A 21,711-nucleotide genomic window follows, 5' to 3' on the forward strand; every position below is an offset into this window, starting at 1 on the left:
CCTTTTTAAGATCCAGCGAATCCGATCTGCATCGCATGCCCTGGCCCTGGCGCCGCAAGTCCCGCAAGAGCATGGCGAAGATCGCGATCGAGGGGGCGATCTCCGGCCCGACCCGGGAGCGGGTGGTCAAGGCCCTCCGTCAGGTGGAGGAGAGGGAATTCCCGGCGCTGCTGCTGCGCATCGACAGCCCCGGCGGCACGGTGGGCGACAGCCAGGAGATCCATGCGGCCATTGGCCGCCTGCGCAGCAAGGGCTGCCGCGTGGTGGCCAGCTTCGGCAACATCTCCGCCTCCGGAGGCGTGTATGTGGGGGTGGCGGCGGAGAAGATCGTGGCCAACCCCGGCACGATCACGGGCTCGATCGGCGTGATCCTGCGCGGCAACAACATCTCGAAGCTGCTGGAGCGCATCGGCATCAGTTTCGAGACCGTCAAGAGCGGTCTCTACAAGGACATCCTCTCTCCGGATCGGGCCCTGACCGCTGATGAGCGGGAGCTTCTGCAGGGGCTGATCGACTCCAGCTACGGACAATTCGTCGAGGCGGTGGCCACGGGCCGCGGTCTGAGCGAGGCCGAGGTGCGCGGCTTCGCTGACGGACGGGTGTTCAGCGGTGCCCAGGCCATCGCCCTGGGTCTGATCGATGAACTCGGCGACGAAGAGCATGCCCGACGGCTGGCGGCACGGCTGGCCGGTCTGGATGAGGCGAAGACCCAGCCGGTGATCTTCGGCAAGCCCCAGAAACGCCTGGCGGGCCTGATCCCCGGACGCAACCTGCTGGGCGGCCTGCAGCAGGCCCTCAGCCTGGAGCTGGCCTGGTGTGGTCAACCCCTGTGGCTCTGGCGGCCATGAGCGAGACCAGGGAGCTGCGGGCGCTGCGGGGCGCCACCACCGCCACGGCCAACACCGCGGCCGCCATCGAAGAGGCCGTGAGCGAACTGCTCGCCAGCCTGATCGACGGCAACGGCCTGACCGGAGCATGGGTTCTGTCGGTGACCTTTTCGGTCACCGCCGATCTCAATGCCGGCTTCCCTGCGGCCGTCGCCCGGCGGCAGCCCGGCTGGGATGGCGTCGCCCTGCTGGACTGTCAGCAGATGGCCGTGGCCGGTGACCTTCCCCGCTGCATCCGTCTGCTGGCTCACGCCTGGATGGAGCCAGGCCGTCCCCCCCTGCACCCTTACCTGCGGGGGGCGGCTCGGCTCCGACCGGACAGATCCGGTCACAACTGACAGCTGCGACGCTGCCCCCCCGCGGGGCTGCCCTCGGTGACGCCGGTCGACAATCCAGAGAACACCCGGGCCTGCCCTGCGCTGGCCGACCCTCATCCGCTTTCCATGACCCTCCCGACCCTGCAACAACGGCTCCGCCGGCTGAAGGCCACCCTGCCGAGGCGTGCCGGCCTGCTGATGGCTGCCGCGGGCGTGGGCCTGGGGGCCGTGATCGCGAGCGCCGGCGCCGGGATCGCCCCCGCGGTCAGCCTTGCCCAGGGCACTCCCAGCCTGCTGGAGTTCCGCTGGGATAACAACAAGGACTACCGCAGGCTCTACTACTTCATGACCAACACCTCGCGGTTGAAGCGCTCGGAGTATTACCTGATTCTCAGGCCGAAGGATCGCAAGACGGCCATGCTCAAGCTCACCATTGACGTTCCTTCGAATTTCGATGCCAAAATCGATCCCAAAGACGTCAAGCTCTGCGTGATGCAGGAAGGCGGAATGCTCTCCCGCACCCGCTGCAAGGAAACGATTCCTGCTGTCATCGAAGTGAATGCCAACGGCAAGTCGATCGAAATCTTCCCGGAGCGTCCCGTGCCGGTTGATGGCACCATCGGCGTTTACATGTCGCTCTTCAATCCGTTCAACATCGGCATGTACCAGTTCAATGCCCTGGCCCAGGCTCCGGGTGATGTGCCCTTCGGCGGCTACCTGGGCAGCTGGCTGATCCAGATTGATCCCGGTATCGATTGACCTCTGGCTGTTAGGTTGAGCGATCGACAACAGGCCAGACGCCGAGACGCACCATGACCAAGCGCACCCTGGAAGGAACGAGCCGTAAGCGCAAGCGGGTGTCGGGGTTCCGTGTGCGGATGCGGTCCCACACCGGCCGCCGTGTGATCCGCACCCGCCGCCGCCGCGGCCGCGCTCGCCTGGCCGTCTGAGTCCTGAAGGGAGATCCCCCTCCCCATGGCCCTTCCCAGGGATCTGCGCCTGCGGGGCGACAGAGCCTTCGATCACCTCTATCGAAAGGGCCGCCGCCTTCATGGCACCTACCTGGTGCTTCGCTCCGTGGTTGGTGAGCCTTCGCTTCTGCGTCCTCCTCTGGGTCAGGCGCCACTGCAGGGCTGTCGCTGTGCCGTGGTGGTGAGCACCAAGGTGAGCAAACGGTCGGTACGGCGCAACCGGCTCAGGCGTCTGCTGCACGGCTGGATGAGCACCCACTGCCGCCACAGGCCCACGGATCCCAACGGACTGTGGGTGCTGCTCAGCCTCAAGCCAGGCTGCCTCGAGGCCACTCCCGAGGCCTTGCTGGGAGAATGTTCAGAGCTGTTCCGCAAGGCAGGCCTGAGCCCATGACCGTTGAGGTGACCGAAACCACGTTCTACGAGGGGGGCCCGGCCCGTGGAGATCTGCTGTTCAACCTGCTCTTCGGCCTCACCCTGATCGGCATTCCCTTCGCCGTCGGAGCGATCGTGCGGGCCCTCTGGCTGCGCTTCCGCATCACCAGCCGACGGATTTCCGTCAGCGGAGGCTGGCTGGGCCGCGACCGCACTCAGGTGGTCTACAGCCAGGTTCGGGAGGTGCGCTCGGTGCCCCGCGGCTTCGGCGCCTGGGGCGACATGGTGCTTGTGCTGAACGACGGTGCCAAACTTGAGATGCGCTCAGTGCCGCGCTTCCGCGAAACCGAGGCCTACATCCTCGAGCAGATGGCCCGCCGCGGAGGCGGCAAGGTGGCTGCCGACAACAAGGGCTTCGCTGACCCCCAGGCCGCCAGTGCCTGACCTCCGGTCATCTGCCACCGTTTTGAGCCCTGCATGCGGGATTTGCCCGCATCGGCTGCATCCTGATCAGCTGCTCGGGCACACTGTGCCAAACCCTCACCCTTCCGCCGCCTCCCCGCTGTGATCGGCTACATCTCCGACAACCTGCTGCTGCCCATCCTCGACTTCTTCTATGGGCTGGTGCCGAGTTACGGGCTGGCGATCATCGCCCTGACCGTGGTGATCCGTCTGGCCCTCTTCCCCCTCAGCGCAGGCTCCATCCGCAGTGCCCGGCGGATGCGCATCGCCCAGCCGGTGATGCAGAAGCGCCAGGCGGAGATCAAGAGCCGTTACGCCAGCAACCCCCAGAAGCAGCAGGAGGAACTGGGCAAGCTGATGAAGGAGTTCGGCAGCCCTCTGGCCGGCTGTCTGCCGCTGCTGGTGCAGATGCCGATCCTCTTCGCCCTCTTCGCCACCCTGCGCGGTTCACCCTTCGCCGATGTGCCCTACACCCTCAATCTCAAGGTGTTGCCGGCCGATCAGATCGCGGCTGTGGAGATCAAACCGTTCAACAGCGCCAGCCACTCCATCTTCATCACCGAAACCAGCCATGTTCCTGTGGTCGCCAGCCTGGAGGCCGGCACCAAGCTCGGCATCGGCGACTCCGCCCAGGTGAATCTGCACACCAAGGATGGCCAGCCCTTCAGCAGCGTGCTCGAGGGGGTGGAGAACGGAGACAAGTTCGCCCCAGCCTGGCGCGTGAGCAAAGGCGAGGGTGTGGTGCGCGTGAGCGAGTCAGGGCTGATCGAGGCGCTCGCCCCGGGTGACGCCACGGTGGAAGCCACGGTGCCTGGCCTGGCCGCCCGCAGCGGATTCCTGTTCATCAAGGCCCTCGGCCAGGTGGGCTTCTACACCGACGGGTCGGTCAACTGGGACATCGCCATCCTGGTGGGAGCCTTCGGCGCCAGCCTGTTCATCTCCCAGATTCTCTCGGGAGCCGGGATGCCTCCGAACCCTCAGCAGTCGACGGCCAACAAGATCACTCCGGTGATGATCACCGGCATGTTCCTGTTCTTCCCGCTGCCCGCCGGGGTGCTGCTCTACATGGTGGTGGCCAACATCTTCCAGGCCCTGCAGACCTTCCTGCTCAGCCGTGAGGCCCTGCCTGAGAACCTTCAGGACATCCTGGATCAGCAACTCAGCCAGCAGACCGTGGCCGTGGCCGCCAGCAGCGGCGGAGCCGAACGGTTGCCCTTCGAGCCCAAGGGCAAGAAGTGATGAAGCGGCGTCCCTCGCCGTTGCCTGAACCATCTCTGCTGCGGCCCGTGCCCCTGCAGGACCTCCGCGTTCTGCAGGAACCAAGGCTGTGGGCCGTGGACCAGCCGCTGCAGGATCTCGAGAGCCTCACGCCAGTGAGAGGCTGGCTGAGCGCCCGCCACAGCGAGACGGTGCTTGAAGTGGAGGGGGAGGCCGAAACCATCGTCACCCTCTGCTGCGACCGCTGCCTGTGCGACTACAACCACGCCCTGCACTTCCGGGGGGAAGAACGCCTCTGGCTGGGAGAGGCCGATCAGCTGGGCGATGACCTCGCTGCGAGCGAGCTGATCGAGTGCCTCGATCCGCGAGGCGACTTCGATCCTGCCCGTTGGCTGTTCGAGCAGCTCAGCCTGCAGCTTCCCCTGCAGAACCGCTGCGGCCCTGATTGTCCAGGACCGGCGCTGCCGGATCACCCTGAGGCCGGAGAGGAAGCCTCCTTCAGTGCCGGTAAGGGCGAGCCCCCCATCGATCCCCGTTGGTCGGCCCTGCGCCAGTGGCGATGAGCGAGGAGTGGGCCGATCAGCTTGATCTGTTGATCCGGGCCCGGGCCCCGATCATCTGGATCCGCAGCCCCGAGGAGGAGCGCATCGCCACCCTGCTTCAGTGCGCGGCCCAGCGCCTGGGCCAGCGCACCCTGCTGCGCTGGGATTTCGTCGAAGGGCTCCAGGGTCTGCCGAACCGCGAGGGCGAAGCCACCCGAAATCCGATGGGCGCGCTGGAGGCGATCGAAAGCCTGCCCCCCGATCAGGCGGCGATCCTGCTGCTGCTCGATTTCCACCGCTACTGCGACGACCCCGGCATCGGCCGCCGGCTGCGCAATCTGTCCGCCAGCCTGCGCCAGAAACCCCGCACCCTGGTGATCACCGCCCCGGAATGGCAGGTGCCGCGGGAGCTCGAGGAGTGCCTCACCATCCTCGACCTGCCCCTGCCCAATGCCGGTGAGATCCGCTCCCTGCTGGAGAGCATCGGCCAGGCCTGCGGCCACCCCTTGAATCCCGCGGTGCTCGAGCAGCTCACCCACTGCTGCAGCGGCCTGAGTGAACAGCGCATCCGGCAGGTGGCGGCGCGGGCCCTGGCCCGGCGTGGCCAGCTGGGGGAGCCTGATCTGGCGGAGGTGCTGGAGGAGAAGCGCCAGGCCATCGCCCGCAGCGAACTGCTGGAGTATTGCCCCACCGAGGCCAGTCCCGCCGACATCGGCGGTCTGGAGGCGCTCAAGCACTGGCTGGAGCAGCGACGGCTGGCCTTCAGCGATGAGGCCGCCGCCTATGGCCTGCCCCTGCCGCGGGGCGTGTTGCTGGTGGGTCCCCAGGGCACCGGAAAATCACTCACCGCCAAGGCGATCGCCCACAGCTGGGCCATGCCGCTGCTGCGCCTGGATGTGGGGCGGCTGTTCGCCGGCCTCGTCGGCGCCAGCGAGGCCCGCACCCGCGACATGATCCGCCGCGCCGAGGCCATGGCCCCCTGCGTGCTCTGGATCGATGAAATCGACAAGGGCTTCGGTGGCGACAGCCGCAGCGATGGCGGCACCAGCCAGCGGGTGCTGGCCAGCCTGCTCACCTGGATGGCGGAGAAGCGCTCGGCGGTGTTCGTCGTGGCCACGGCCAACGGGGTGGAGAGCCTGCCACCGGAGCTGATGCGCAAGGGCCGCTTCGATGAGATCTTCCTGCTGGATCTGCCCGATGCCGGCGAGCGGCGCACGATTCTCGACCTCCAGCTGCGCCGCCGCCGACCCGACCACCGCATTCCCCTGGATGTGGTGGTGGACCGCACAGCCGGATTCTCGGGAGCCGAACTGGAGCAGACGGTGGTGGAGGCGATGCACCTGGCTTTTGCGGCACACCGTGAATTCGGCGAAGCGGATCTGATCGCCGCCGCCAGCGACCTGGTGCCCCTCTCGCGCACGGCCAGGGAGCAGCTCGATGCCCTCAAGCAGTGGGCCAGCAGCGGCCGGGCCCGTCCAGCCTCCCGCCTCCTGCGCTGAGGCAGCGGCGGGCCATGAGGCCTTCCTCATCAGCCGCAACCCGCACCAGCTCGAAGCTCCCGAGCCAGCCCAGGGACGACTGCAGATCGGCCAGCAGGGCCTCATCGTGCTCACCGATGCCGCCGCTGAGGGCGATCACATCCACGCCACCCAGGTTGGCCGCCATCGCTCCGATGCCCTCCAGCAGGCTGTGGCGGAACACGGCAAGGGCCAGACGGGCCCCGTCATGGCCTCCAGCGGCAGCCTCCCGCAGCTGGCGCATGTCGGAGCTGAGGCCGCCGGAGAGACCCAGGAGTCCACTGGCCTGCTGGAGCCCCTGCTCGAGCTGCTCGGGCTGCAGCCCCTGTCGCAGCAGCTGCAGCAGCACACCCGGGTCGATCGAGCCGCTGCGGGTGGCCATCACCAACCCCTCCAGGGGGGTGTATCCCATGGTGGTGGCCACGCTGCGGCCATCCCGGATGGCACAGAGGGAGCAGCCGGCACCGAGGTGGCAGCTGATCAGCCGCAACGGCCGGGGCGGTGACTGGGGTGCTGCCGTCCAGCGGCGGCTGATGGTTTCACTGATGTGCTCATGGTTGAGACCGTGAAACCCGAAACGACGCAGACCCAGCTCCCGCCAGGCCTCAGGCAGAGCGTAGGTGCGGGCTTCCAGCGGCAGGGTGCTGTGGAAGGCGGTGTCGAAGCAGGCCCACTGGGGCAGCTGAGGGCGCCAGCGGCTCAACCAGCGCATCACCGCCAGGGCCGGTCCGTTGTGCAGGGGCGCCAGATCGATCAGGGCCTCCAGGGCCACGAGCACCGGGGGACTCAAGGGGGTTGGGGCGGTGAAGTGCTCCCCGCCATGGACGACCCGGTGAGCCGCCAGCAGCGGTTCACCATCGAGCGACTCCATGGCCGCGGGCAGCCAGTCGTCCAGCACCTCGTTCATGGCGCCGGAGGCGGGTTGCCAGCGGCGTTGCTCACGCCACAGGCAACGGCCATCAGCAGCGAACAGCCCAGCCTTGATGCTGGAGCTGCCCGCATTCAGGACCAGCGCCGTTCCCCCGCGTCCGCCGGGGGAACCCGGATCGTCCATGCCTAGCGCTGGCTGGGAAGCGACCAGCGCCAGTCGGTCACCTCAGGCGAATCCATCCCGTGGGTGTGGGCGTACTGGCGGTGGCCGAGGATGGCGTCCTTCATCCGCTCCTTGATGTGCGCGGCGCGGGAGCCGAGGCCAGGCACCCGATCGATCACATCGATCACCAGGTTGAAGCGGTCGATCTGGTTGTTCATCGCCAGCTCCAGGGGCGTGTTGATGTTGCCCTTCTCCTTGTAGCCCCGCACGTGGATGTTGGGGTGGTTGGTGCGGCGGTAGGTGAGCCGGTGAATCAGCCACGGGTAGCCGTGGAAGTTGAAGATCACCGGTTGGCTGGTGGTGAACAGGCTGTCGAAATCACGGTCGGAGAGGCCATGGGGATGCTCGCTGGGCTGGGTGAGAGCGAACAGCTTCACCACGTTCAGCACGCGGATCCGCAGGTGGGGGATCTCGCGCCGAAGGATCTCGACGGCGGCGAGCGTCTCCTTGCTGGGGATGTCGCCGGCACAGGCCATCACCACGTCGGGGTCGTCGGGCTCCGCGCCGCAGTCATCATTGCTGGCCCAGCGCACGATGCTGATCCCCTTGGCGACATGCGCCCTGGCCTGCTCCAGGGTCATGTACTGCAGGTGCTTCTGCTTGTCGGACACGATGATGTTGCAGACGTTGGTCTCCTGCAGGGCCTCCTCGGCCACCGCCAGCAGGCAGTTGGCGTCGGGGGGCAGATAGACGCGCACCACGTCACCGCTCTTGTTGCCGGCCAGGTCGATGAAGCCGGGATCCTGGTGGGTGAAGCCGTTGTGGTCCTGTCGCCAGACGGTGGAGGAGATCAGGCAGTTCCAGGCCCCGATCGGGGCACGCCACCTGGCATGCAGGTTGCAGGATTCCAGCCATTTGGCGTGCTGGTTGAACATCGAGGCGATCACATGGGCGAAGGCCTCGTAGGTGTGGAAGAAGCCGTAGCGCCCAGTCAGCAGGTAGCCCTCCATCATTCCCACCAGGGTGTGTTCGGAGAGCATCTCCACCACCCGGCCATTGCGGGCCAGCTCACCGCCGTCGGCATCCTCCGGCAGGAGCTGCTCCATCCACACCTTCTTGCTCACCTCATAAATGGCCTGGAGCCGGTTGGAGGCGGTTTCATCAGGGCCGAACACCCGCAGCGAATCGGGGTTGCGGGCGATCGTGTCGCGCAGCAGCGCCCCGAGGGGTGCGGTGTTCTCGTGCTCGCTCTGGCCAGGGCCCTCGACAGGCACCGCATGGTCCTCGATCGGTGCCAGCCGCAGGCGCCGCCGCCGCAGGCCGCCGTTGGCGTGGGTGCTGGAGCCCATCCGGCGTGTCCCCTTGGGGGAGAGCGCCTGAAGCTCGGAGCGGAGGGTGCCGTCGGCGTCGAACAGCTCCTCGGGGCGGTAGCTGCGCAGCCAGGCCTCGAGCATCGCCAGTTGCTCGGGGTCCTTGTTCGGTGCCGGAAGGGGCACCTGGTGCGACCGCCAGAAGCCCTCCAGCTTTCTGCCGTGGAGTGCCTCGGGACCGGTCCAGCCCTTGGGGGAGCGCAGCACGATCATCGGCCAGGCCGGCCGCACGGCCTGGCCGATGTCGCGGCACTCCCGGCGCACCCGCTGGATGGCGGCCACCGCCTGGTCCATGGCGGCGGCCATGGCCCGGTGCATGGCCACCGGTTCGCTCCCCTCCACCAGGATGGGCTCCCAGCCATAGCCCCGCATCAGGCTGACCAGCTCCTCGGAGGGGATGCGGGCCAGCAGGGTGGGGTTGGCGATCTTGTAGCCATTGAGGTGCAGCACCGGCAGCACCGCCCCGTCGCTGATCGGGTTGAGGAATTTGTTGATGTGCCAGGAGGTGGCCAGGGGGCCGGTTTCGGCCTCGCCATCGCCGACGCAGGCCAGGGCGATCAGCTCCGGGTTGTCGAACACCGCCCCGCAGGCGTGCGAGAGCACATAGCCCAGCTCCCCTCCTTCGTGGATCGAGCCCGGTGTTTCCGGGGTGCAGTGGGAGCCGATGCGACCGGGAAAGGAGAACTGCTTGAAGAACCGCCGCATTCCCTCGGCGTCCTGCGACTTGTCGGGATAGACCTCGCTGTAGCTGCCATCGAGATAGGTGGGGCCGAGCACGCCGGGGGCCCCGTGGCCGGGCCCGGAGAGGTAGATCATCTCCAGGTCGTGGTGGCGGATCACCCGATTGGCGTGGGCCCAGATGAAGGCCTGGCCAGGGCTGGAGCCCCAGTGACCGAGTAGCCGGTTCTTGATGTGCTCCCTGCGCAGAGGTTCACGCAGCAGGGGATTGTCCTGCAGGTAGATCATCCCTACCGCCAGATAATTCGCGGCTCGCCACCAGATATCCACCAGCGTGAGCTCGTGCTCCAGTTCCATCACGGATTGGTGCTCTCACTGCTTTAAGCCTATGCGGCGCCTCAGATCGCAGCAGTGCCGTCAGCGATCCAAAGCACCGCCTTCCGCCATGGGGGCAAGGTCACACCCAGTCGAAGCGCAGCAGCCGGCGGCCAGGAACCAGGGCCCTGGCCTCATCCAGCACCGCCTGAATCACCTCCATGCTGGCGTCTGGATGGGCACGCCTGCCCTCGATAATTCGGCGCACATCGTCACTGGCGAGGCCCACACTCAAGACTCGCTCGTGCAACTTGGCGCGGAACTCGTCAAGCAGGGCCTGCTCCACTGGAGTGAGAGGCTTCTGGTTGGGATGGTTGATTTCCATCGGGAAGCCGCCAGCTGAGAACCAGCATCCATGTCGCGGTGTAAAGAACCCCGACGCCCCGTAACAAAAGCTTCGGCCCCGCCAGATTCCCCCAAAAGCGCTCCCTACTGTTCCGATCAGTCGTGCCCGTCCACGTGGATCGTCCCTCCGCCGCCACTCAGATCGTCGTCGCCTGCCTGGGTGCCGGTGTCGTCACCAGCTTTGCGGTGGCACAGGGACAGAACCCCCTCACGGCCCTCGGCATCACCCTCTTCTCCGCCCTCGCCGCGGTGATGGTCGGCCAGGTGCTCTGAAAGGCCGCCGCTGTCCCGGCAGCCCATCCGCTCCAAACGGCCAGTGGTCATGCTGCGAGCGATGGTTGATCCCAACGCCTTGACCAGCGAGCTCGCCCCAGCGGCCAGTCCCCTCAGCCCCGAGCAACTGCGGGAGTTGATGCCCGCCCTGGCCAACAAGACCTATTTCAACTACGGGGGCCAGGGCCCCCTTCCCACACCAGCGCTGCAGGCGATCACCGCCAGCTGGCAGTGCATCCAGGAGCTGGGGCCCTTCACCGCCGACATCTGGCCCTGGCTGGAGCTGGAGGTGGGGACTTTGCGGAGTGCTCTGGCCGCGCTCTGCGGGGTTCCGCCCCACCGTCTGGCGCTCACCGAGAACGTCACCAGCGGTTGCGTGCTGCCGCTCTGGGGTCTGCCCTGGCAGGCGGGCGATGAACTGCTGATCAGCGATTGCGAGCATCCGGGCGTGGTGGCCGCCTGCCGTGAGCTCGCCCGCCGCGAGGGGCTCACGATCTCCACCCTGGCGGTGAAGGAGCTGCGCTACGACGCTGATACCACCGACACCGATGTTCTCCAAGCCCTTGAGAGCGCCCTCACCCCACGCACCCGCCTGGTGGTGCTCTCGCACCTGCTCTGGAACACCGGCCAGTTGATGCCGATCACGGCGGTGGCCCAGCGGCTGAGCGCGCACCCTCGCCAGCCCTGGCTACTGGTGGATGCGGCCCAGTCGGTGGGGAGCCTGCCGCTGGCTGAGGCCGGTGCGCCTGGAGCGGCAGCGGTGGCCGACATCTACGCCTTCACCGGCCATAAATGGTGCTGCGGTCCAGAAGGACTGGGGGGCGTGGCGCTCTCGGAGCGGCTGCTGGCGGAATCGCAACCCACCCTGGGAGGCTGGCGCAGCCTGGCCAACGAAAGCAACAACGGAGCGGGTTGGCACAGCGATGCCCGCCGCTTCGAAGTAGCCACGTCCTGCACCCCCCTGCTGGCAGGCCTGCGCACCGCGTTGGAGCTCCTGGATGCCGTAGCCGCGCCTCAGCAACGGCTGGAGCTGATCCGGCAGCGCAGTGGGCAGCTCTGGAGCGGCCTGTATCAGCTGCCGGGCGTTCGGCCCCTGCTCAAAGCGCCGCCGCCGGCGGGGCTGGTGAGTTTTGTCGTGGAAGGGCTTGATCCAGCCGATCTGGTGCGCCGGCTGGGAGAGCAAGCCGTCTGGCTGCGCACCCTCGACGATCCGTATTGCCTCAGGGCCTGCACCCACATCACCACCACGGCCGAGGAAGTGGAATGGCTGCTAGAGGCCCTGGCCAAGCTCACTGCGCCCGGCCGGGGCCTTTGATCGCTCAGTCGCTGCGGCTGTCGAGCAGGTGGCGCTGCACCCAGCCGGCCAGCAAAGCCCCGGCGATCGGGGCCAGCCAGAACAGCCACAGCTGACCCACGGCATCACCACCCACCCAGAAAGCCACGCCGGTGCTGCGGGCCGGGTTCACCGAGGTGTTGGTGACCGGAATGCTGATCAGGTGGATCAGCACCAGGCTCAGGCCGATCGGCACCCCGGCCAGGTCCTTGATCGCATCCTTGTGGGTGGCACCCAGGATCACCAGCAGGAAGATGAAGGTGAGCACCACCTCGATGATCAGCGCCGGCAGCAGGCCATAGCCACCAGGAGAGTGGGCGCCGAAGCCGTTGGTGGCCAGGGGGTTGCTGCCGGTGAGCTCGAAGCCGGGCCGGCCACTGGCGATGCCGAGAAGAAGGCCACCAGCGATCAGACCGCCGAGCACCTGGGCGGCGATGTAGGGAAGCAGCTGCGAGCCGGGATGACGGCCACCGGCCCAGAGGCCAAAGGTGACCGCCGGATTGATATGGCAACCGGAGATGTGCCCGATGGCGTAGGCCATGGTGAGCAGGGTGAGGCCGAAGGCCAGTGACACCCCGAGGAAACCGAGACCGAGGGGATTGGCTCCTGCCTGGTCGTAGGGGAAGGCGGCGGCCAGCACGGCGCTGCCGCAGCCGCCGAACACCAGCCAGAAGGTACCGATCAGCTCAGCGAGGAACTTCCTCGACATGGGCACAGGGGAAGACATGGAACGGTGTAAGCGCTAACGGACGGGGCAAAGGTACTGGCCAGGGGATTTTTCGACCGGGTGTTGCTGCAGACGTCAACGTTCCTGTCACTCGCGGGCGGCTCAGCCGAGCCTTGAGCGCAGGGCCTTCTCGGCCTCCTCCCGGTCGTCGAAGTGGATCTTGGTCGTTCCCAGGATCTGGTAGTCCTCATGGCCCTTGCCGGCGATGAGCAGCAGATCGCCGGGCTCTGCCGCGGCGACGGCCGCGGCGATCGCGGCAGCCCGATCCACCTCCACCGTCAGGTCGGTGCCGGCAGGGATGCCGGCCACCACGTCGTCGAGGATGCGCTGGGGATCCTCGGTTCGGGGGTTGTCGGAGGTCACCACCACCCGGTCGGCCAGCCGCGCGGCGATCGCGGCCATCTGGGGACGCTTGCCCCGGTCGCGGTCGCCGCCGCAGCCGAACACGCAGACCAGCTGACCCCTGGCAAAAGGCCGGCAGGCCGCCAGCGCATTTTCAAGACCATCGGGGGTGTGGGCATAGTCGACCAGCACCGCCGGCAGCTCAGCGGCCTCTGGGAGCACCACCCGCTCCATTCGTCCGGGCACGCCCCGGAAACTGGGGATGGCCTCCAGCAGCTGGGACAGCGGCAGGCCCTGCTGCTGCAACGCCCCCACCGCCTGCAGCAGGTTCATCAGATTGAAGCGGCCCACCAGGGGGGAACGGAACGCTCCGCGCCCCAGAGGCGTGATCAGGGTGCCGCTCACCCCATCGGCGGCGAAGATCAGGTCGTCCAGACGCAGCTCGGGTGGATCCTCCTGGGGCACTCCGGGGGTCGCCGGAACCAGGGAACTGCGCCAGAGCCGTTCGCCCAGCGATTCAGAGAGGCGTTCGGCCAGCCGGGCGCCCCAGGGATCGTCGATGTTGACCACGGCGGAACCATCCAGCAGGTCCGTTGAGAACAGTCGTGCCTTCGCCTCGAAGTAGGCCTCCATCGAGGGGTGGTAATCGAGGTGGTCCTGGGTGAGGTTGGTGAACACCGCCCCGGCGAAGTGGCAGCCGGCCACCCGGCGCTGGTCGAGGGCGTGGGAGCTCACCTCCATGGCCGCCAGCTGAGCTCCGGCCTCCACCGCCCGGGCCAGCTGCCCCTGCAGCACATCGGCGAAGGCTGTGGTGTGAGAAGCCGTGACGCTGTATCCGGGCCAGCGGTTGATCAGGGTGCCGAACAGGGCCGTGGACCGGCCACAGGCGGCGCCGAGGTGCTCGATCAGGTGCGTGGTCGTGGTCTTGCCATTCGTGCCGGTCACGCCGATCAGGGCCAGGTGCCGGCTGGGGTCGTGCCAGAACGAGGCCGCCAGCCGTCCGGCCCATTCCGCCACCGGCTCTTCCAGCACCAGCACCGGATCGTCCGGCCCTGGCGGACGCTGGGCCGCTGCCGCCGGCCCGATCACCGCCGCCGCCGCCCCCCGCTCCAGGGCGGCGGGCCAGAAACTGCCCCCATCGACCTGACTGCCTGGCAGACCGATGAAGAGGGTGCCGGCGGCCACGCGGCGTGAATCGCAGCTCAGGCCGGTGACCACGGCATCGGGCAGCTGGGCGGGAATCGCCACAGCACAGTCCTGCAGAAGGGAATGAAGCAGCTGTGGCATCGGGAGGTCACCCCCAGGGGCGGGGGCTGGTGCTGAGGAGTTCGGGCTGTTTTAAGCGTTTGGAGGCGGGCCGGGCAGCTCGGCCAGACACTTCCGCAGCCAGCGCTGGAGGCCATCACCCCCCAGCCGTGGCCCGACCCGTGGCAACAGCTGCGCGTGCCCCTGCCTCACCACCGCCAGCAGCGGCACCTCCAGCCCGTAACGGGCCTGAAGGTCGGGATCGTGATCCACATTCACCACCTGCAACCGCGGCGGCGGCACCAGGGCCCGCAGACGTTCCTCGAGGCCCTCGCACAGGCAACAGCCATCACGGCTGTAGAGGAGCAGTGCTGGCAGGGGGGGGGCGGGCTGAGTCGGCTGATTCACTCGGGCACCGGATCGCATCCGCAGGGTGTGAAGGGGTGGCAGCGCAGGAGGCGCCTCAGCGTGAGCCAGCCACCCCGCCAGGGGCCATGGCGCTGGATCGCCTCGAGGCCATAGGCGCTGCAGCTGGGAATGAACCGGCAGCGTGGACCCAGCAGGGGGGAGAGCCAGCGGCGGTAGCCAGCGATCAGGGCGAGCAGGGCGAGCTGCAGGGCCCGGCTGAGGCTGGAGAAGCCAACGGATAAGATCGACAACTGGCGTTGCACGACCGGGTGCCTGGAGGATGCCTCCAGCATGCTCCCCGGAAGGCCTGGCCCACGGCCAGCCTGCGCGCTTCGTTCCAGAACCCCGTCCTCTGTTCCTGTCTGCATGTCTCGCTACCGCGGTCCTCGTCTGAGGGTGACGCGGCGCTTGGGAGACCTTCCCGGTCTCACCCGTAAGTCCGCCAAGCGGGCTTATCCCCCCGGTCAGCACGGCCAAGCCCGTCGCAAGCGCTCCGAATACGCCATCCGCCTCGAAGAGAAGCAGAAGCTTCGCTTCAACTACGGCATCTCCGAGCGCCAGCTCGTGCGCTACGTGAAGAAAGCGCGCGCCCAGGAGGGTTCCACCGGAACCAACCTGCTGAAGCTGCTGGAGAACCGCCTCGACAACATCTGCTTCCGCCTCGGCTTCGGCCCCACCGTGCCCGGTGCCCGTCAGCTGGTGAACCACGGCCACATCACCGTCAACGGCCGCGTGGTCGATGTGCCCAGCTACCAGTGCCGTGCCGGCGACGTGATCGTCGTTCGCGAACGCAAGGCCAGCCGCCAGCTCGCCGAGGGCAACCTGGAATTCCCGGGTCTGGCCAACATCCCCCCCAACCTCGAACTCGACAAGAACAAGTTCACCGCCAAGGTGAACGGCCGGATCGAGCGCGAGTGGGTGGCCCTCGAGATCAACGAACTGCTGGTGGTTGAGTTCTACAGCCGCAAGGTCTGAGGCACGTTCACAGCCTCGTTTTCTCAAACGGCCCCTGCCCTGCGCAGGGGCTTTTTTTGTAGCGATGGCGTGTCAGCTGCTTCAGACGTCGACTGCTCATCCCAGACCCAGGACACGCTGAGCATTGGTGCGGCACACCTTGATCCGCTGGTCTTCGGAAATGTCAGCGTTATCGATCCAGTCAGCAGCCAGCTGTATGTCTTCATAGGGATAATCAGTGGAAAACATCACTGCGTCATCCCCCATCGCTTCCAGCGCACATCGAAGAGGTGCATCAGCACAAACTCCGGATGTTGTCACAGTGACATGCTTCTTGATCGTCTCTGATGGAGGGCGACTCAGGGAGCGCCCGATTGTCGTCACCCCGGCCCGGCTGTCCAGCCGCCAGAGCATGAACGGGAGGGTTTCGCCCATGTGGCCGAGAATCAGCCTCGCCCGAGGGTGTCGATCAAACACCTCGCTAAACACCAGTCGGAGAATGTGGGTGGCCGTGTCACAGGTCCAACCCCATAGAGCGCTCTCCAACTCGGGATATCCTCGGAAAGCCTCGACCTGTCCTTTCACCAGGCCTGGATGCAAGTAAAGGGGGACATCAAGTTGCTCAAGCGTATGCCAGAATTGAGAGAAATGCGGCTCGTCGAGATAAACTCCATCAGTGGCGCCATTCACGAGCACTCCCAGAAACCCCAACTCCAGGACACAACGCTTGAGCTCGTTGCAAGCGGCATCAACATCCTGTAAGGCCAAACAGGCGAAGCCGCGGAACCTCTCAGGGGCTAGCGCAATGCGTGTGTGCAGAAAATCATTCCCGCGGCGGGCAAGATCCACCGCAAGGGCTACATCTCCCATCGATTGGACACCCGGCAGCGTCTGGGACAGCACAGCAATGGAGATGCCAGCCCGATCCATGGCGAGAAGGCGATGCTCTGCAATCTCCGGCAAAGCGGCCTCAATAATGGGAAAAACTTCAGGATCAAAAAAACTCACCTCGTTAATCGATGGTTCGAGGCCAGGGGCGCTGAAATGTTCCTCTAAAGCAATTTTGTTGACAATCCCTGGCATGGAGTGGATGGCGTCGGAAGGACCATGGGTAATGGTCATACCTATTCAACAGGAATCAGCTCAGCCAGCATCAGCCATCGATCAGATTCTCGAGGGCGGCTGTCACGTCGGCTTCGCGCATCAGGGCCTCGCCCACCAGCACGGCATCGGCGCCGGCGCCCATCACCCGGTCGAGATCATCCCGACTGGCCAGCCCCGACTCGCTCACCAGCAGGGCACCATTGGAGCGCAGACGCTCGCCGTAGCGGGCCATCAACTCCTCGGTGGTGGCCAGGTCGGTGTGGAAGCTGGTGAGGTCACGGTTGTTGATGCCGATCAGGTCGACGCCCTCAAGCGCCAGCGCCCGCTCCATCTCGCCGGCGTCATGCACTTCCAGCAGCACCGCCAGCCCCAGGTTGTGGGCCACCTTGAGCAGGTAGGTGAGGTCCTGGTCAGAGAGGATGGCGGCGATCAGCAGGGCGGCATCGGCCCCGGCGGCACGGGCCTGATACAGCTGATAGGGCGTGAGGATGAAGTCCTTGCAGAGCAGGGGCAGGTCGACGGACTGACGCACCTCCACCAGCACCTCGAAACCCCCCTGGAAAAAGGCCTTGTCGGTGAGCACCGACAGACAGCTGGCCCCGCCGGCCCGGTAGCCACGGGCGATGCTCACGGGGTCGAAATCCGCGCGGATCACCCCTTTGCTCGGGCTGGCTTTCTTCACTTCGGCGATCACGGCCGGCTTGCGGCAGCTGGCGCGCAGGGCCGCCACGAAGTCGCGGCAGGGGGGGAGTTCGGCCACCTGCTGCTTGAGCTTCTCCAGGGGCACCCTCTCGCGCGACGCCGTGATGTCCCGGTCCTTCTCCCAGAGGATCTCCTCGAGAATGTGACGGGGGGCCGCCTCGTCGTGAGGGATGCCGTACTGCAGGTGGGCCACCCGCACGGGGGGATTGGGGGGGCGTCGACGGATCTCCAAGGGCTGGTGGCAGCGGAACACGGACCACGATCGTAGGAGCGCTGCGCGCCGGGCCAATCGGACATGCCGGCGGCGGGCGAAGGATCAGACCAGTGCCGCGGCCGCCTGCTTGTAGGCCACCTCCACCACTTCACTCAGGGTTGGGTGGGTGTGCACCTCGTTGGCCAGCTCGCGCACGCTCTGGCGCCGGGCCACGGCATTGGCGATCTCCTGGATCAGATCGGCGGCATGCAGTCCGTAGATGTGGGCCCCCAGCACCTCGCCGCTGCTGCGGTTGAACAGGAGTTTCATCAGGCCGTCGCTTTCGAGTTCCGCCAGCGCCTTGGAGTTGGCCTTGAAGTAACTGCGCACCAGGCCCAGCTCGAAACCATCCGCCGCCGCCAGCTCCCTGGCCTCGACTTCGCTCAGGCCAACGGAACTGATCTCGGGATGGGTGAAGGTGGCCGCCGGGATCGAGCGGTAATCGATCAGGCGCTGATGACCCAGGATGTTGTCCACGGCCACGCTCCCCTGGGCGGCGGCGGTGTGGGCCAGCATCATCTTGCCGGTCACATCGCCCACGGCCCAGAGATGCGGCAGGGGCTCGCCATCCACCAGCACGCGCATGGCCTCGTCCACCGGAATGAAGCCGCGGTTGGTGGTCACACCGACGCTCTCCAGGTTGAGGTCCTTGCTCACGGGCACCCGGCCGGTGGCCACCAGCACGGCATCCACCTCCAGGGTCTCCACGGGCTCGCGGCTGGCCATCTCCACCAGCTCGATCCGCACCGGCGATCCCGGGGTCACCGTCTTGGCCAGAACCCCGGAGCGGGCGTCGATGTCGCGGCCGTCGATGAGCTTGCGCGCGGCGATCTTGGCGATGTCGGGATCGAAGGTCGGCATCACCCGGTCGAGGGCTTCGATCATCGTGACCTCACAGCCCAGGGCCGTGTAGACGTCGGCGAATTCCAGACCGATGTAGCCACTGCCGATGATCGCGATCCAGCGGGGCAGCCACTCCAGACTGATGGCCTCGTCGCTGGTGAAGACGGTGCGGCCGTCGGTTTCGATGCCGGGCGGCACGAAGGGATCGGAGCCGGTGGCGATGATCACGTCACGGGCGGAGTACACCCGCTCGATGCCGCTGGCTTCGCGCACCGCCACCCGCTGCGGGCCCTCGAGCCGCCCCTTGCCCCGCAGGATCGTGGCCCCCGCGCGCTCGAGGGTCTTGGTGAGGTTGGAGCGGATCGTGGCCACCAGCTGGTTGGCGTGGTCGGCGATCTTCTGGCGCTCGAAGCGCACCGGGGCCGCATGGATGCCGAAGTCGCGCAGATGCTCGGCGTCCGCCAGCTCCCGCACACGGCCACTGGCGGCCAGCAGGGCCTTGGAAGGCACGCAGCCCCGGTTCACGCAGGTGCCGCCCATGTCGCGCGACTCCACGATCGCCGTGCGCAGGCCATGGTCGGCGGCATGCTTGGCGGCATCGAAGCCGCCATAACCGGCACCGATCACGATCAGATCGAAGTCAAAGCTGGCTGCGCTGGCGTCGCTCACCTGGGCTGCTGCGGTTGGTGCCCCGCATTCTCCCCCGTCAGCTGACGCCAGCGCTCCAGAAGCAGCGGTGCGGCGGCCACCGCCACATTCAGCGATTCCACTGCCCCGCTGTGGGGAATGGTGACCTGGTGGCTGCTGACTGCCAGCAACTCCGGAGCCAGCCCGGCCCCCTCATTGCCGAGCAGCAGCACCGTGGGGCGGGTCCAGTCGAGCTGCCAGTAGGGCAGCCCACCAGCCACCACCGAAGCCACCACCTGGGCGCCGCCCCTGCGGGCCGACTCCAGGCGGGGCAGCAGCTGCTCGAGCCGACGGCAGGGCAGGGCCAGGGCCGCGCCGGCGGAGGCGCGCAGCACCTTGGGCTGGAAGGGGTCGGCCCCCTCCGCCAGCCAGAGCTCCTCCACCCCCGCCGCCAGGGCGGTGCGCATCAGAGTGCCGAGGTTGCCTGGATCCTGAAGGCGATCGAGGGCCAGCACGAACTCGGCACCCTCGCCAGCCGGCGGCTCCGGCCAAGGCAGCGTCAGCACCACTCCATCGGGATGGGTGGTGGTGGCCACCGCCTCCAGCACCGGCTGAGCAACCGGTTGCAGCACCGCGGCCATCCACGGGTGGGCCTCCAGAAGCGAGCGCTGACGCTCGATCCAGACCGGGCTGGCCAGCACCTGGCGGGGCCGCAGGCCCAGGCGCAGGGCCTCTTCCAGCAGATGGGTGCCCTCCAGCAGCAGCAGGTTCTGCTCCCGGCGACCACGGGACTGGTGAAGAGTGCGCAACCGTCCAACCAACGGATTGCGCCGGCTGGTGATCAGCTCACGCGCCAGGGGCACCCAGGGGGAGCCTGAGCCGGCCTCAGAACGACTGACGGCGGCGCACATGCATCGGGTCCTTGATCAGGAGCCCGGATTCCTCCAGATCGACACCCCGGATCGAAGCCACCTCACCCTCGATGCCCTCGCTGCTGAGGTTCTCCACCAGCCGGCTCACCACGATGTCTTCGATGGTGGATTCATCCATGCCATCGGGAGTGAGGCTCTCGAGAAACTTGCCGATCTTCTTGGCAACCACCTCAGAAGAATTCGTGATCTTGATGACAATCATGGGTGAGGCTGCACCACGGCTGAGGGCACGGGCCCCTGCAGGGGAGGTGAGGAGGGCGTGGGCTGAGGGAAAGTGCGGATGGGGAGACTTGAACTCCCACGACATTGCTGCCACTAGTACCTGAAACTAGCGCGTCTACCAATTCCGCCACATCCGCTGGCGTGCCGCCGAAGCGACCGTGAAACCTTAAATCACGGAGGGCCGCACCGACCAGCGACGGACCGGACCCCTGGCCGAGGCGTTCAGGCAGACTTGCAACCAACCATGACAGTTCCTTGGGCGGACGCCTAGACGGTCTCCGGCTTGGTTGTCAAGATTCCGGAACCAAAAGTCGGCACGACCGCCATGACCCTGACCGTCGCTCCGACGCCCACCTCCCTGGTCACCCCCCAGCTGGAGATCACGGGTGGACGGCGGCTCTCCGGTGAGGTCCGGGTCAGCGGTGCCAAGAATTCCGCCCTGGTGCTGATGGCGGCCTGCCTGCTCAGCCGCGACACCCTGCGACTGACCAACGTGCCCCCCCTGACCGACATCGCCGGGATGGGAGAGATCCTCACCGCCCTCGGTGTGCGCGTGAGACGGGGCCTCGACTGGGTGGAGCTCGACGCCAGCCATCTCAGTCAGTCGACTCCTCCCTATGAACTGGTGAACAGCCTGCGGGCGAGCTTCTTCTGCATCGGCCCCCTGCTCGCCCGACTCGGCATGGCCAAAGTGCCCCTGCCGGGTGGCTGCAAGATCGGCTCCAGGCCGGTCAGCGAGCACGTCAAGGGCCTCAAGACCCTCGGTGCCCAGGTGAGCATCGAGCATGGAGTGGTCTCAGCCGCCGTTCCGGGCCGCAGCCTGCGCCTCACCGGTGGCCGCATCCACCTGGAATGTCCCAGCGTCGGCGCCACCGAGACCCTGATGATGGCCGCCGCCCTGGCGCAGGGGGAAACGGTGATCGAGAACGCGGCGCTCGAGCCTGAGGTGGTGGATCTGGCCGGTCTGCTCAACGCCATGGGAGGCCGCGTCCAGGGCGCAGGCACTCCCACGATCGTCATCGATGGCGTCGATCGCCTGCACGGGGCCGATTACGCCGTGATCCCCGACCGCATTGAAGCCGGTACCTTTCTGCTCGCCGCGGCCATCACCCGTTCAGCCCTGCGCGTCACCCCGGTGATCACCGATCACCTCGGCGCCGTGCTCACCAAACTCGTGGATGCAGGCTGCGAGCTGATTCCCGATGGCGAGGGCATGACCCTCCGCGCCGAACACATTCAGGCTGTCGACCTGCGCACCCAGCCCTTCCCCGGCTTCCCCACCGATCTGCAGGCACCTTTCATGAGCGTGCTGGCCACCGCCCATGGCACCAGCATGGTGGTGGAGAACATCTTCGAGAACCGCCTCCAGCACGTGGCTGAGCTGCAGCGCATGGGCGCTGACATCCGCATGCAGGGCAACACCGCCCTGGTGGAGGGTGTGTCTCGCCTCAGCGGTGCCCCTGTTCAGGGCACCGACCTGCGCGCCTCGGCCGCCATGGTGCTGGCCGGCCTGGCCGCCGATGGCATCACCACCGTTCAGGGGCTGGAGTTCCTGGATCGCGGCTACGCCGATTTCGAAGGCAAGCTCAATGCCGTCGGCGCCTCGATCCGGCGCCTGGAGCCCTGAGCCTGCTCTTGCCCAGTAAGGTTCCCCTT

General features: G+C 67.0%; 25 protein-coding genes and 1 tRNA gene. 13 read left to right on the plus strand and 13 right to left on the minus strand.

Annotated elements, in window-relative coordinates:
* The first annotated feature begins 35 nt into the window (after positions 1-35).
* The 9 genes from sppA (at position 36) to I1E95_RS03495 (ending at position 6,271) form a co-directional block, all read left to right on the plus strand.
* The gene (sppA, locus tag I1E95_RS03455; protein ID WP_197165496.1) at positions 36-848 is read left to right on the plus strand and encodes a signal peptide peptidase SppA; all 813 of its coding nucleotides are present in this window, start codon (positions 36-38) and stop codon (positions 846-848) included.
* Positions 845-1,225: a chorismate mutase gene (gene aroH / locus I1E95_RS03460; RefSeq protein ID WP_197165498.1), complete on the plus strand. Its 381-nt coding sequence runs from the start codon at positions 845-847 to the stop codon at positions 1,223-1,225. Before sppA ends, aroH begins: the two co-directional genes overlap by 4 nt.
* 105 nt (positions 1,226-1,330) lie before the next feature.
* Complete coding sequence (locus I1E95_RS03465) at positions 1,331-1,963, plus strand: DUF2808 domain-containing protein (protein WP_197165500.1); 633 nt, start codon at positions 1,331-1,333, stop codon at positions 1,961-1,963.
* 53 nt (positions 1,964-2,016) lie between these two features.
* Positions 2,017-2,154 carry a 50S ribosomal protein L34 gene (rpmH, locus tag I1E95_RS03470; protein WP_006170261.1) on the plus strand — a complete coding sequence of 46 codons (138 nt, stop codon included), beginning with the start codon at positions 2,017-2,019 and terminating at the stop codon, positions 2,152-2,154.
* A gap of 25 nt (positions 2,155-2,179) precedes the next feature.
* A complete protein-coding gene (locus I1E95_RS03475) occupies positions 2,180-2,569 on the plus strand; it encodes a ribonuclease P protein component (RefSeq protein ID WP_197165502.1) in 390 nt (129 codons plus the stop codon).
* Complete coding sequence (locus I1E95_RS03480) at positions 2,566-2,994, plus strand: PH domain-containing protein (RefSeq protein WP_197165503.1); 429 nt, start codon at positions 2,566-2,568, stop codon at positions 2,992-2,994. Before I1E95_RS03475 ends, I1E95_RS03480 begins: the two co-directional genes overlap by 4 nt.
* Before the next feature lie 120 nt (positions 2,995-3,114).
* Positions 3,115-4,251: a membrane protein insertase YidC gene (gene yidC, locus I1E95_RS03485; RefSeq protein WP_197165504.1), complete on the plus strand. Its 1,137-nt coding sequence runs from the start codon at positions 3,115-3,117 to the stop codon at positions 4,249-4,251.
* Positions 4,251-4,793, plus strand: a complete 543-nt coding sequence (locus I1E95_RS03490) for a DUF177 domain-containing protein (RefSeq protein WP_197165505.1) — start codon at positions 4,251-4,253, stop codon at positions 4,791-4,793. The genes yidC and I1E95_RS03490 overlap by 1 nt, the downstream gene beginning before the upstream one ends.
* Entirely contained in the window at positions 4,790-6,271 is a 1,482-nt protein-coding gene (locus tag I1E95_RS03495) for an AAA family ATPase (RefSeq protein WP_197165509.1), read from the plus strand. Before I1E95_RS03490 ends, I1E95_RS03495 begins: the two co-directional genes overlap by 4 nt.
* Here the strand turns inward: I1E95_RS03495 and I1E95_RS03500 are convergent.
* The 3 genes from I1E95_RS03500 to I1E95_RS03510 form a co-directional block, all read right to left on the minus strand.
* A complete protein-coding gene (locus I1E95_RS03500) occupies positions 6,216-7,343 on the minus strand; it encodes an acetate/propionate family kinase (RefSeq protein WP_197165511.1) in 1,128 nt (375 codons plus the stop codon). The genes I1E95_RS03495 and I1E95_RS03500 overlap by 56 nt on opposite strands.
* A gap of 2 nt (positions 7,344-7,345) precedes the next feature.
* Positions 7,346-9,727, minus strand: coding sequence for a phosphoketolase (locus I1E95_RS03505; RefSeq protein WP_197165513.1), 2,382 nt, complete (start codon positions 9,725-9,727; stop codon positions 7,346-7,348).
* Positions 9,728-9,827: 100 nt separating this feature from the next.
* Positions 9,828-10,070, minus strand: a complete 243-nt coding sequence (locus I1E95_RS03510; protein ID WP_197165514.1) for a hypothetical protein — start codon at positions 10,068-10,070, stop codon at positions 9,828-9,830.
* A 122-nt stretch (positions 10,071-10,192) separates the two neighbouring features.
* Here I1E95_RS03510 and I1E95_RS03515 point away from each other — a divergent pair, with 122 nt between their 5' ends.
* Together I1E95_RS03515 and I1E95_RS03520 are read left to right on the plus strand one after the other, a co-directional pair.
* Entirely contained in the window at positions 10,193-10,363 is a 171-nt protein-coding gene (locus tag I1E95_RS03515; protein WP_197167592.1) for a hypothetical protein, read from the plus strand.
* Between the two features lie 139 nt (positions 10,364-10,502).
* Entirely contained in the window at positions 10,503-11,678 is a 1,176-nt protein-coding gene (locus tag I1E95_RS03520; RefSeq protein ID WP_197167060.1) for an aminotransferase class V-fold PLP-dependent enzyme, read from the plus strand.
* 4 nt (positions 11,679-11,682) lie between these two features.
* Here the strand turns inward: I1E95_RS03520 and aqpZ are convergent, their stop codons facing one another.
* The 4 genes from aqpZ to yidD form a co-directional block, all read right to left on the minus strand.
* Positions 11,683-12,405, minus strand: coding sequence for an aquaporin Z (gene aqpZ / locus I1E95_RS03525; RefSeq protein WP_197165516.1), 723 nt, complete (start codon positions 12,403-12,405; stop codon positions 11,683-11,685).
* 120 nt (positions 12,406-12,525) lie between these two features.
* On the minus strand, positions 12,526-14,052 hold the full coding sequence (locus tag I1E95_RS03530) for a UDP-N-acetylmuramoyl-L-alanyl-D-glutamate--2,6-diaminopimelate ligase (protein WP_197165517.1): 1,527 nt from the start codon (positions 14,050-14,052) through the stop codon (positions 12,526-12,528).
* 51 nt (positions 14,053-14,103) lie between these two features.
* Entirely contained in the window at positions 14,104-14,418 is a 315-nt protein-coding gene (locus tag I1E95_RS03535; RefSeq protein WP_231594833.1) for a glutaredoxin family protein, read from the minus strand.
* Positions 14,415-14,711: a membrane protein insertion efficiency factor YidD gene (gene yidD / locus I1E95_RS03540; protein ID WP_197165519.1), complete on the minus strand. Its 297-nt coding sequence runs from the start codon at positions 14,709-14,711 to the stop codon at positions 14,415-14,417. Before yidD ends, I1E95_RS03535 begins: the two co-directional genes overlap by 4 nt.
* Before the next feature lie 73 nt (positions 14,712-14,784).
* Here yidD and rpsD point away from each other — a divergent pair, with 73 nt between their 5' ends.
* Positions 14,785-15,393 (plus strand): 30S ribosomal protein S4, encoded by a 609-nt coding sequence (rpsD, locus tag I1E95_RS03545; RefSeq protein ID WP_094554269.1) that lies wholly within the window; start codon positions 14,785-14,787, stop codon positions 15,391-15,393.
* A 96-nt stretch (positions 15,394-15,489) separates the two neighbouring features.
* Here the strand turns inward: rpsD and I1E95_RS03550 are convergent, their stop codons facing one another.
* The 6 genes from I1E95_RS03550 to I1E95_RS03575 all read right to left on the minus strand — a co-directional run bounded on the left by I1E95_RS03550 (position 15,490) and on the right by I1E95_RS03575 (position 20,192).
* Positions 15,490-16,494, minus strand: a complete 1,005-nt coding sequence (locus I1E95_RS03550) for an amidohydrolase family protein (RefSeq protein ID WP_197165525.1) — start codon at positions 16,492-16,494, stop codon at positions 15,490-15,492.
* A gap of 31 nt (positions 16,495-16,525) precedes the next feature.
* Positions 16,526-17,410, minus strand: a complete 885-nt coding sequence (gene trpC / locus I1E95_RS03555) for an indole-3-glycerol phosphate synthase TrpC (RefSeq protein WP_197165527.1) — start codon at positions 17,408-17,410, stop codon at positions 16,526-16,528.
* An 84-nt stretch (positions 17,411-17,494) separates the two neighbouring features.
* Positions 17,495-18,943: a dihydrolipoyl dehydrogenase gene (lpdA, locus tag I1E95_RS03560; RefSeq protein ID WP_197165529.1), complete on the minus strand. Its 1,449-nt coding sequence runs from the start codon at positions 18,941-18,943 to the stop codon at positions 17,495-17,497.
* Entirely contained in the window at positions 18,940-19,812 is an 873-nt protein-coding gene (locus tag I1E95_RS03565) for an RNA methyltransferase (protein ID WP_231594834.1), read from the minus strand. The genes lpdA and I1E95_RS03565 overlap by 4 nt, the downstream gene beginning before the upstream one ends.
* Positions 19,787-20,035: a hypothetical protein gene (locus I1E95_RS03570; protein WP_197165531.1), complete on the minus strand. Its 249-nt coding sequence runs from the start codon at positions 20,033-20,035 to the stop codon at positions 19,787-19,789. The genes I1E95_RS03565 and I1E95_RS03570 overlap by 26 nt, the downstream gene beginning before the upstream one ends.
* A gap of 73 nt (positions 20,036-20,108) precedes the next feature.
* Positions 20,109-20,192 (minus strand) — tRNA-Leu (locus I1E95_RS03575).
* A 188-nt stretch (positions 20,193-20,380) separates the two neighbouring features.
* Here I1E95_RS03575 and murA point away from each other — a divergent pair.
* A complete protein-coding gene (gene murA, locus I1E95_RS03580) occupies positions 20,381-21,682 on the plus strand; it encodes a UDP-N-acetylglucosamine 1-carboxyvinyltransferase (protein WP_197165539.1) in 1,302 nt (433 codons plus the stop codon).
* The last annotated feature ends 29 nt before the right edge of the window (positions 21,683-21,711 follow it).

This window comes from Synechococcus sp. CBW1107, from assembly GCF_015841355.1.
Taxonomy (GTDB): Bacteria; Cyanobacteriota; Cyanobacteriia; order PCC-6307; family Cyanobiaceae; genus Regnicoccus_A.

What these genes read in the sequence shown, in the direction of transcription:
- I1E95_RS03510 (WP_197165514.1), bottom strand. Translation starts at nt 10,070, where the DNA reads ATGGAAATCAACCATCCCAACCAGAAGCCTCTCACTCCAGTGGAGCAG.
- I1E95_RS03530 (WP_197165517.1), bottom strand. Translation starts at nt 14,052, where the DNA reads ATGCCACAGCTGCTTCATTCCCTTCTGCAGGACTGTGCTGTGGCGATT.
- murA (WP_197165539.1), top strand. Translation starts at nt 20,381, where the DNA reads ATGACCCTGACCGTCGCTCCGACGCCCACCTCCCTGGTCACCCCCCAG.
- sppA (WP_197165496.1), top strand. Translation starts at nt 36, where the DNA reads ATGCCCTGGCCCTGGCGCCGCAAGTCCCGCAAGAGCATGGCGAAGATC.
- I1E95_RS03475 (WP_197165502.1), top strand. Translation starts at nt 2,180, where the DNA reads ATGGCCCTTCCCAGGGATCTGCGCCTGCGGGGCGACAGAGCCTTCGAT.
- aqpZ (WP_197165516.1), bottom strand. Translation starts at nt 12,405, where the DNA reads ATGTCGAGGAAGTTCCTCGCTGAGCTGATCGGTACCTTCTGGCTGGTG.
- I1E95_RS03565 (WP_231594834.1), bottom strand. Translation starts at nt 19,812, where the DNA reads ATGTGCGCCGCCGTCAGTCGTTCTGAGGCCGGCTCAGGCTCCCCCTGG.
- I1E95_RS03465 (WP_197165500.1), top strand. Translation starts at nt 1,331, where the DNA reads ATGACCCTCCCGACCCTGCAACAACGGCTCCGCCGGCTGAAGGCCACC.
- I1E95_RS03500 (WP_197165511.1), bottom strand. Translation starts at nt 7,343, where the DNA reads ATGGACGATCCGGGTTCCCCCGGCGGACGCGGGGGAACGGCGCTGGTC.
- I1E95_RS03570 (WP_197165531.1), bottom strand. Translation starts at nt 20,035, where the DNA reads ATGATTGTCATCAAGATCACGAATTCTTCTGAGGTGGTTGCCAAGAAG.
- I1E95_RS03520 (WP_197167060.1), top strand. Translation starts at nt 10,503, where the DNA reads ATGCCCGCCCTGGCCAACAAGACCTATTTCAACTACGGGGGCCAGGGC.
- I1E95_RS03495 (WP_197165509.1), top strand. Translation starts at nt 4,790, where the DNA reads ATGAGCGAGGAGTGGGCCGATCAGCTTGATCTGTTGATCCGGGCCCGG.
- I1E95_RS03490 (WP_197165505.1), top strand. Translation starts at nt 4,251, where the DNA reads ATGAAGCGGCGTCCCTCGCCGTTGCCTGAACCATCTCTGCTGCGGCCC.
- rpmH (WP_006170261.1), top strand. Translation starts at nt 2,017, where the DNA reads ATGACCAAGCGCACCCTGGAAGGAACGAGCCGTAAGCGCAAGCGGGTG.
- I1E95_RS03505 (WP_197165513.1), bottom strand. Translation starts at nt 9,727, where the DNA reads ATGGAACTGGAGCACGAGCTCACGCTGGTGGATATCTGGTGGCGAGCC.
- I1E95_RS03550 (WP_197165525.1), bottom strand. Translation starts at nt 16,494, where the DNA reads ATGACCATTACCCATGGTCCTTCCGACGCCATCCACTCCATGCCAGGG.
- yidD (WP_197165519.1), bottom strand. Translation starts at nt 14,711, where the DNA reads ATGCTGGAGGCATCCTCCAGGCACCCGGTCGTGCAACGCCAGTTGTCG.
- I1E95_RS03480 (WP_197165503.1), top strand. Translation starts at nt 2,566, where the DNA reads ATGACCGTTGAGGTGACCGAAACCACGTTCTACGAGGGGGGCCCGGCC.
- aroH (WP_197165498.1), top strand. Translation starts at nt 845, where the DNA reads ATGAGCGAGACCAGGGAGCTGCGGGCGCTGCGGGGCGCCACCACCGCC.
- rpsD (WP_094554269.1), top strand. Translation starts at nt 14,785, where the DNA reads ATGTCTCGCTACCGCGGTCCTCGTCTGAGGGTGACGCGGCGCTTGGGA.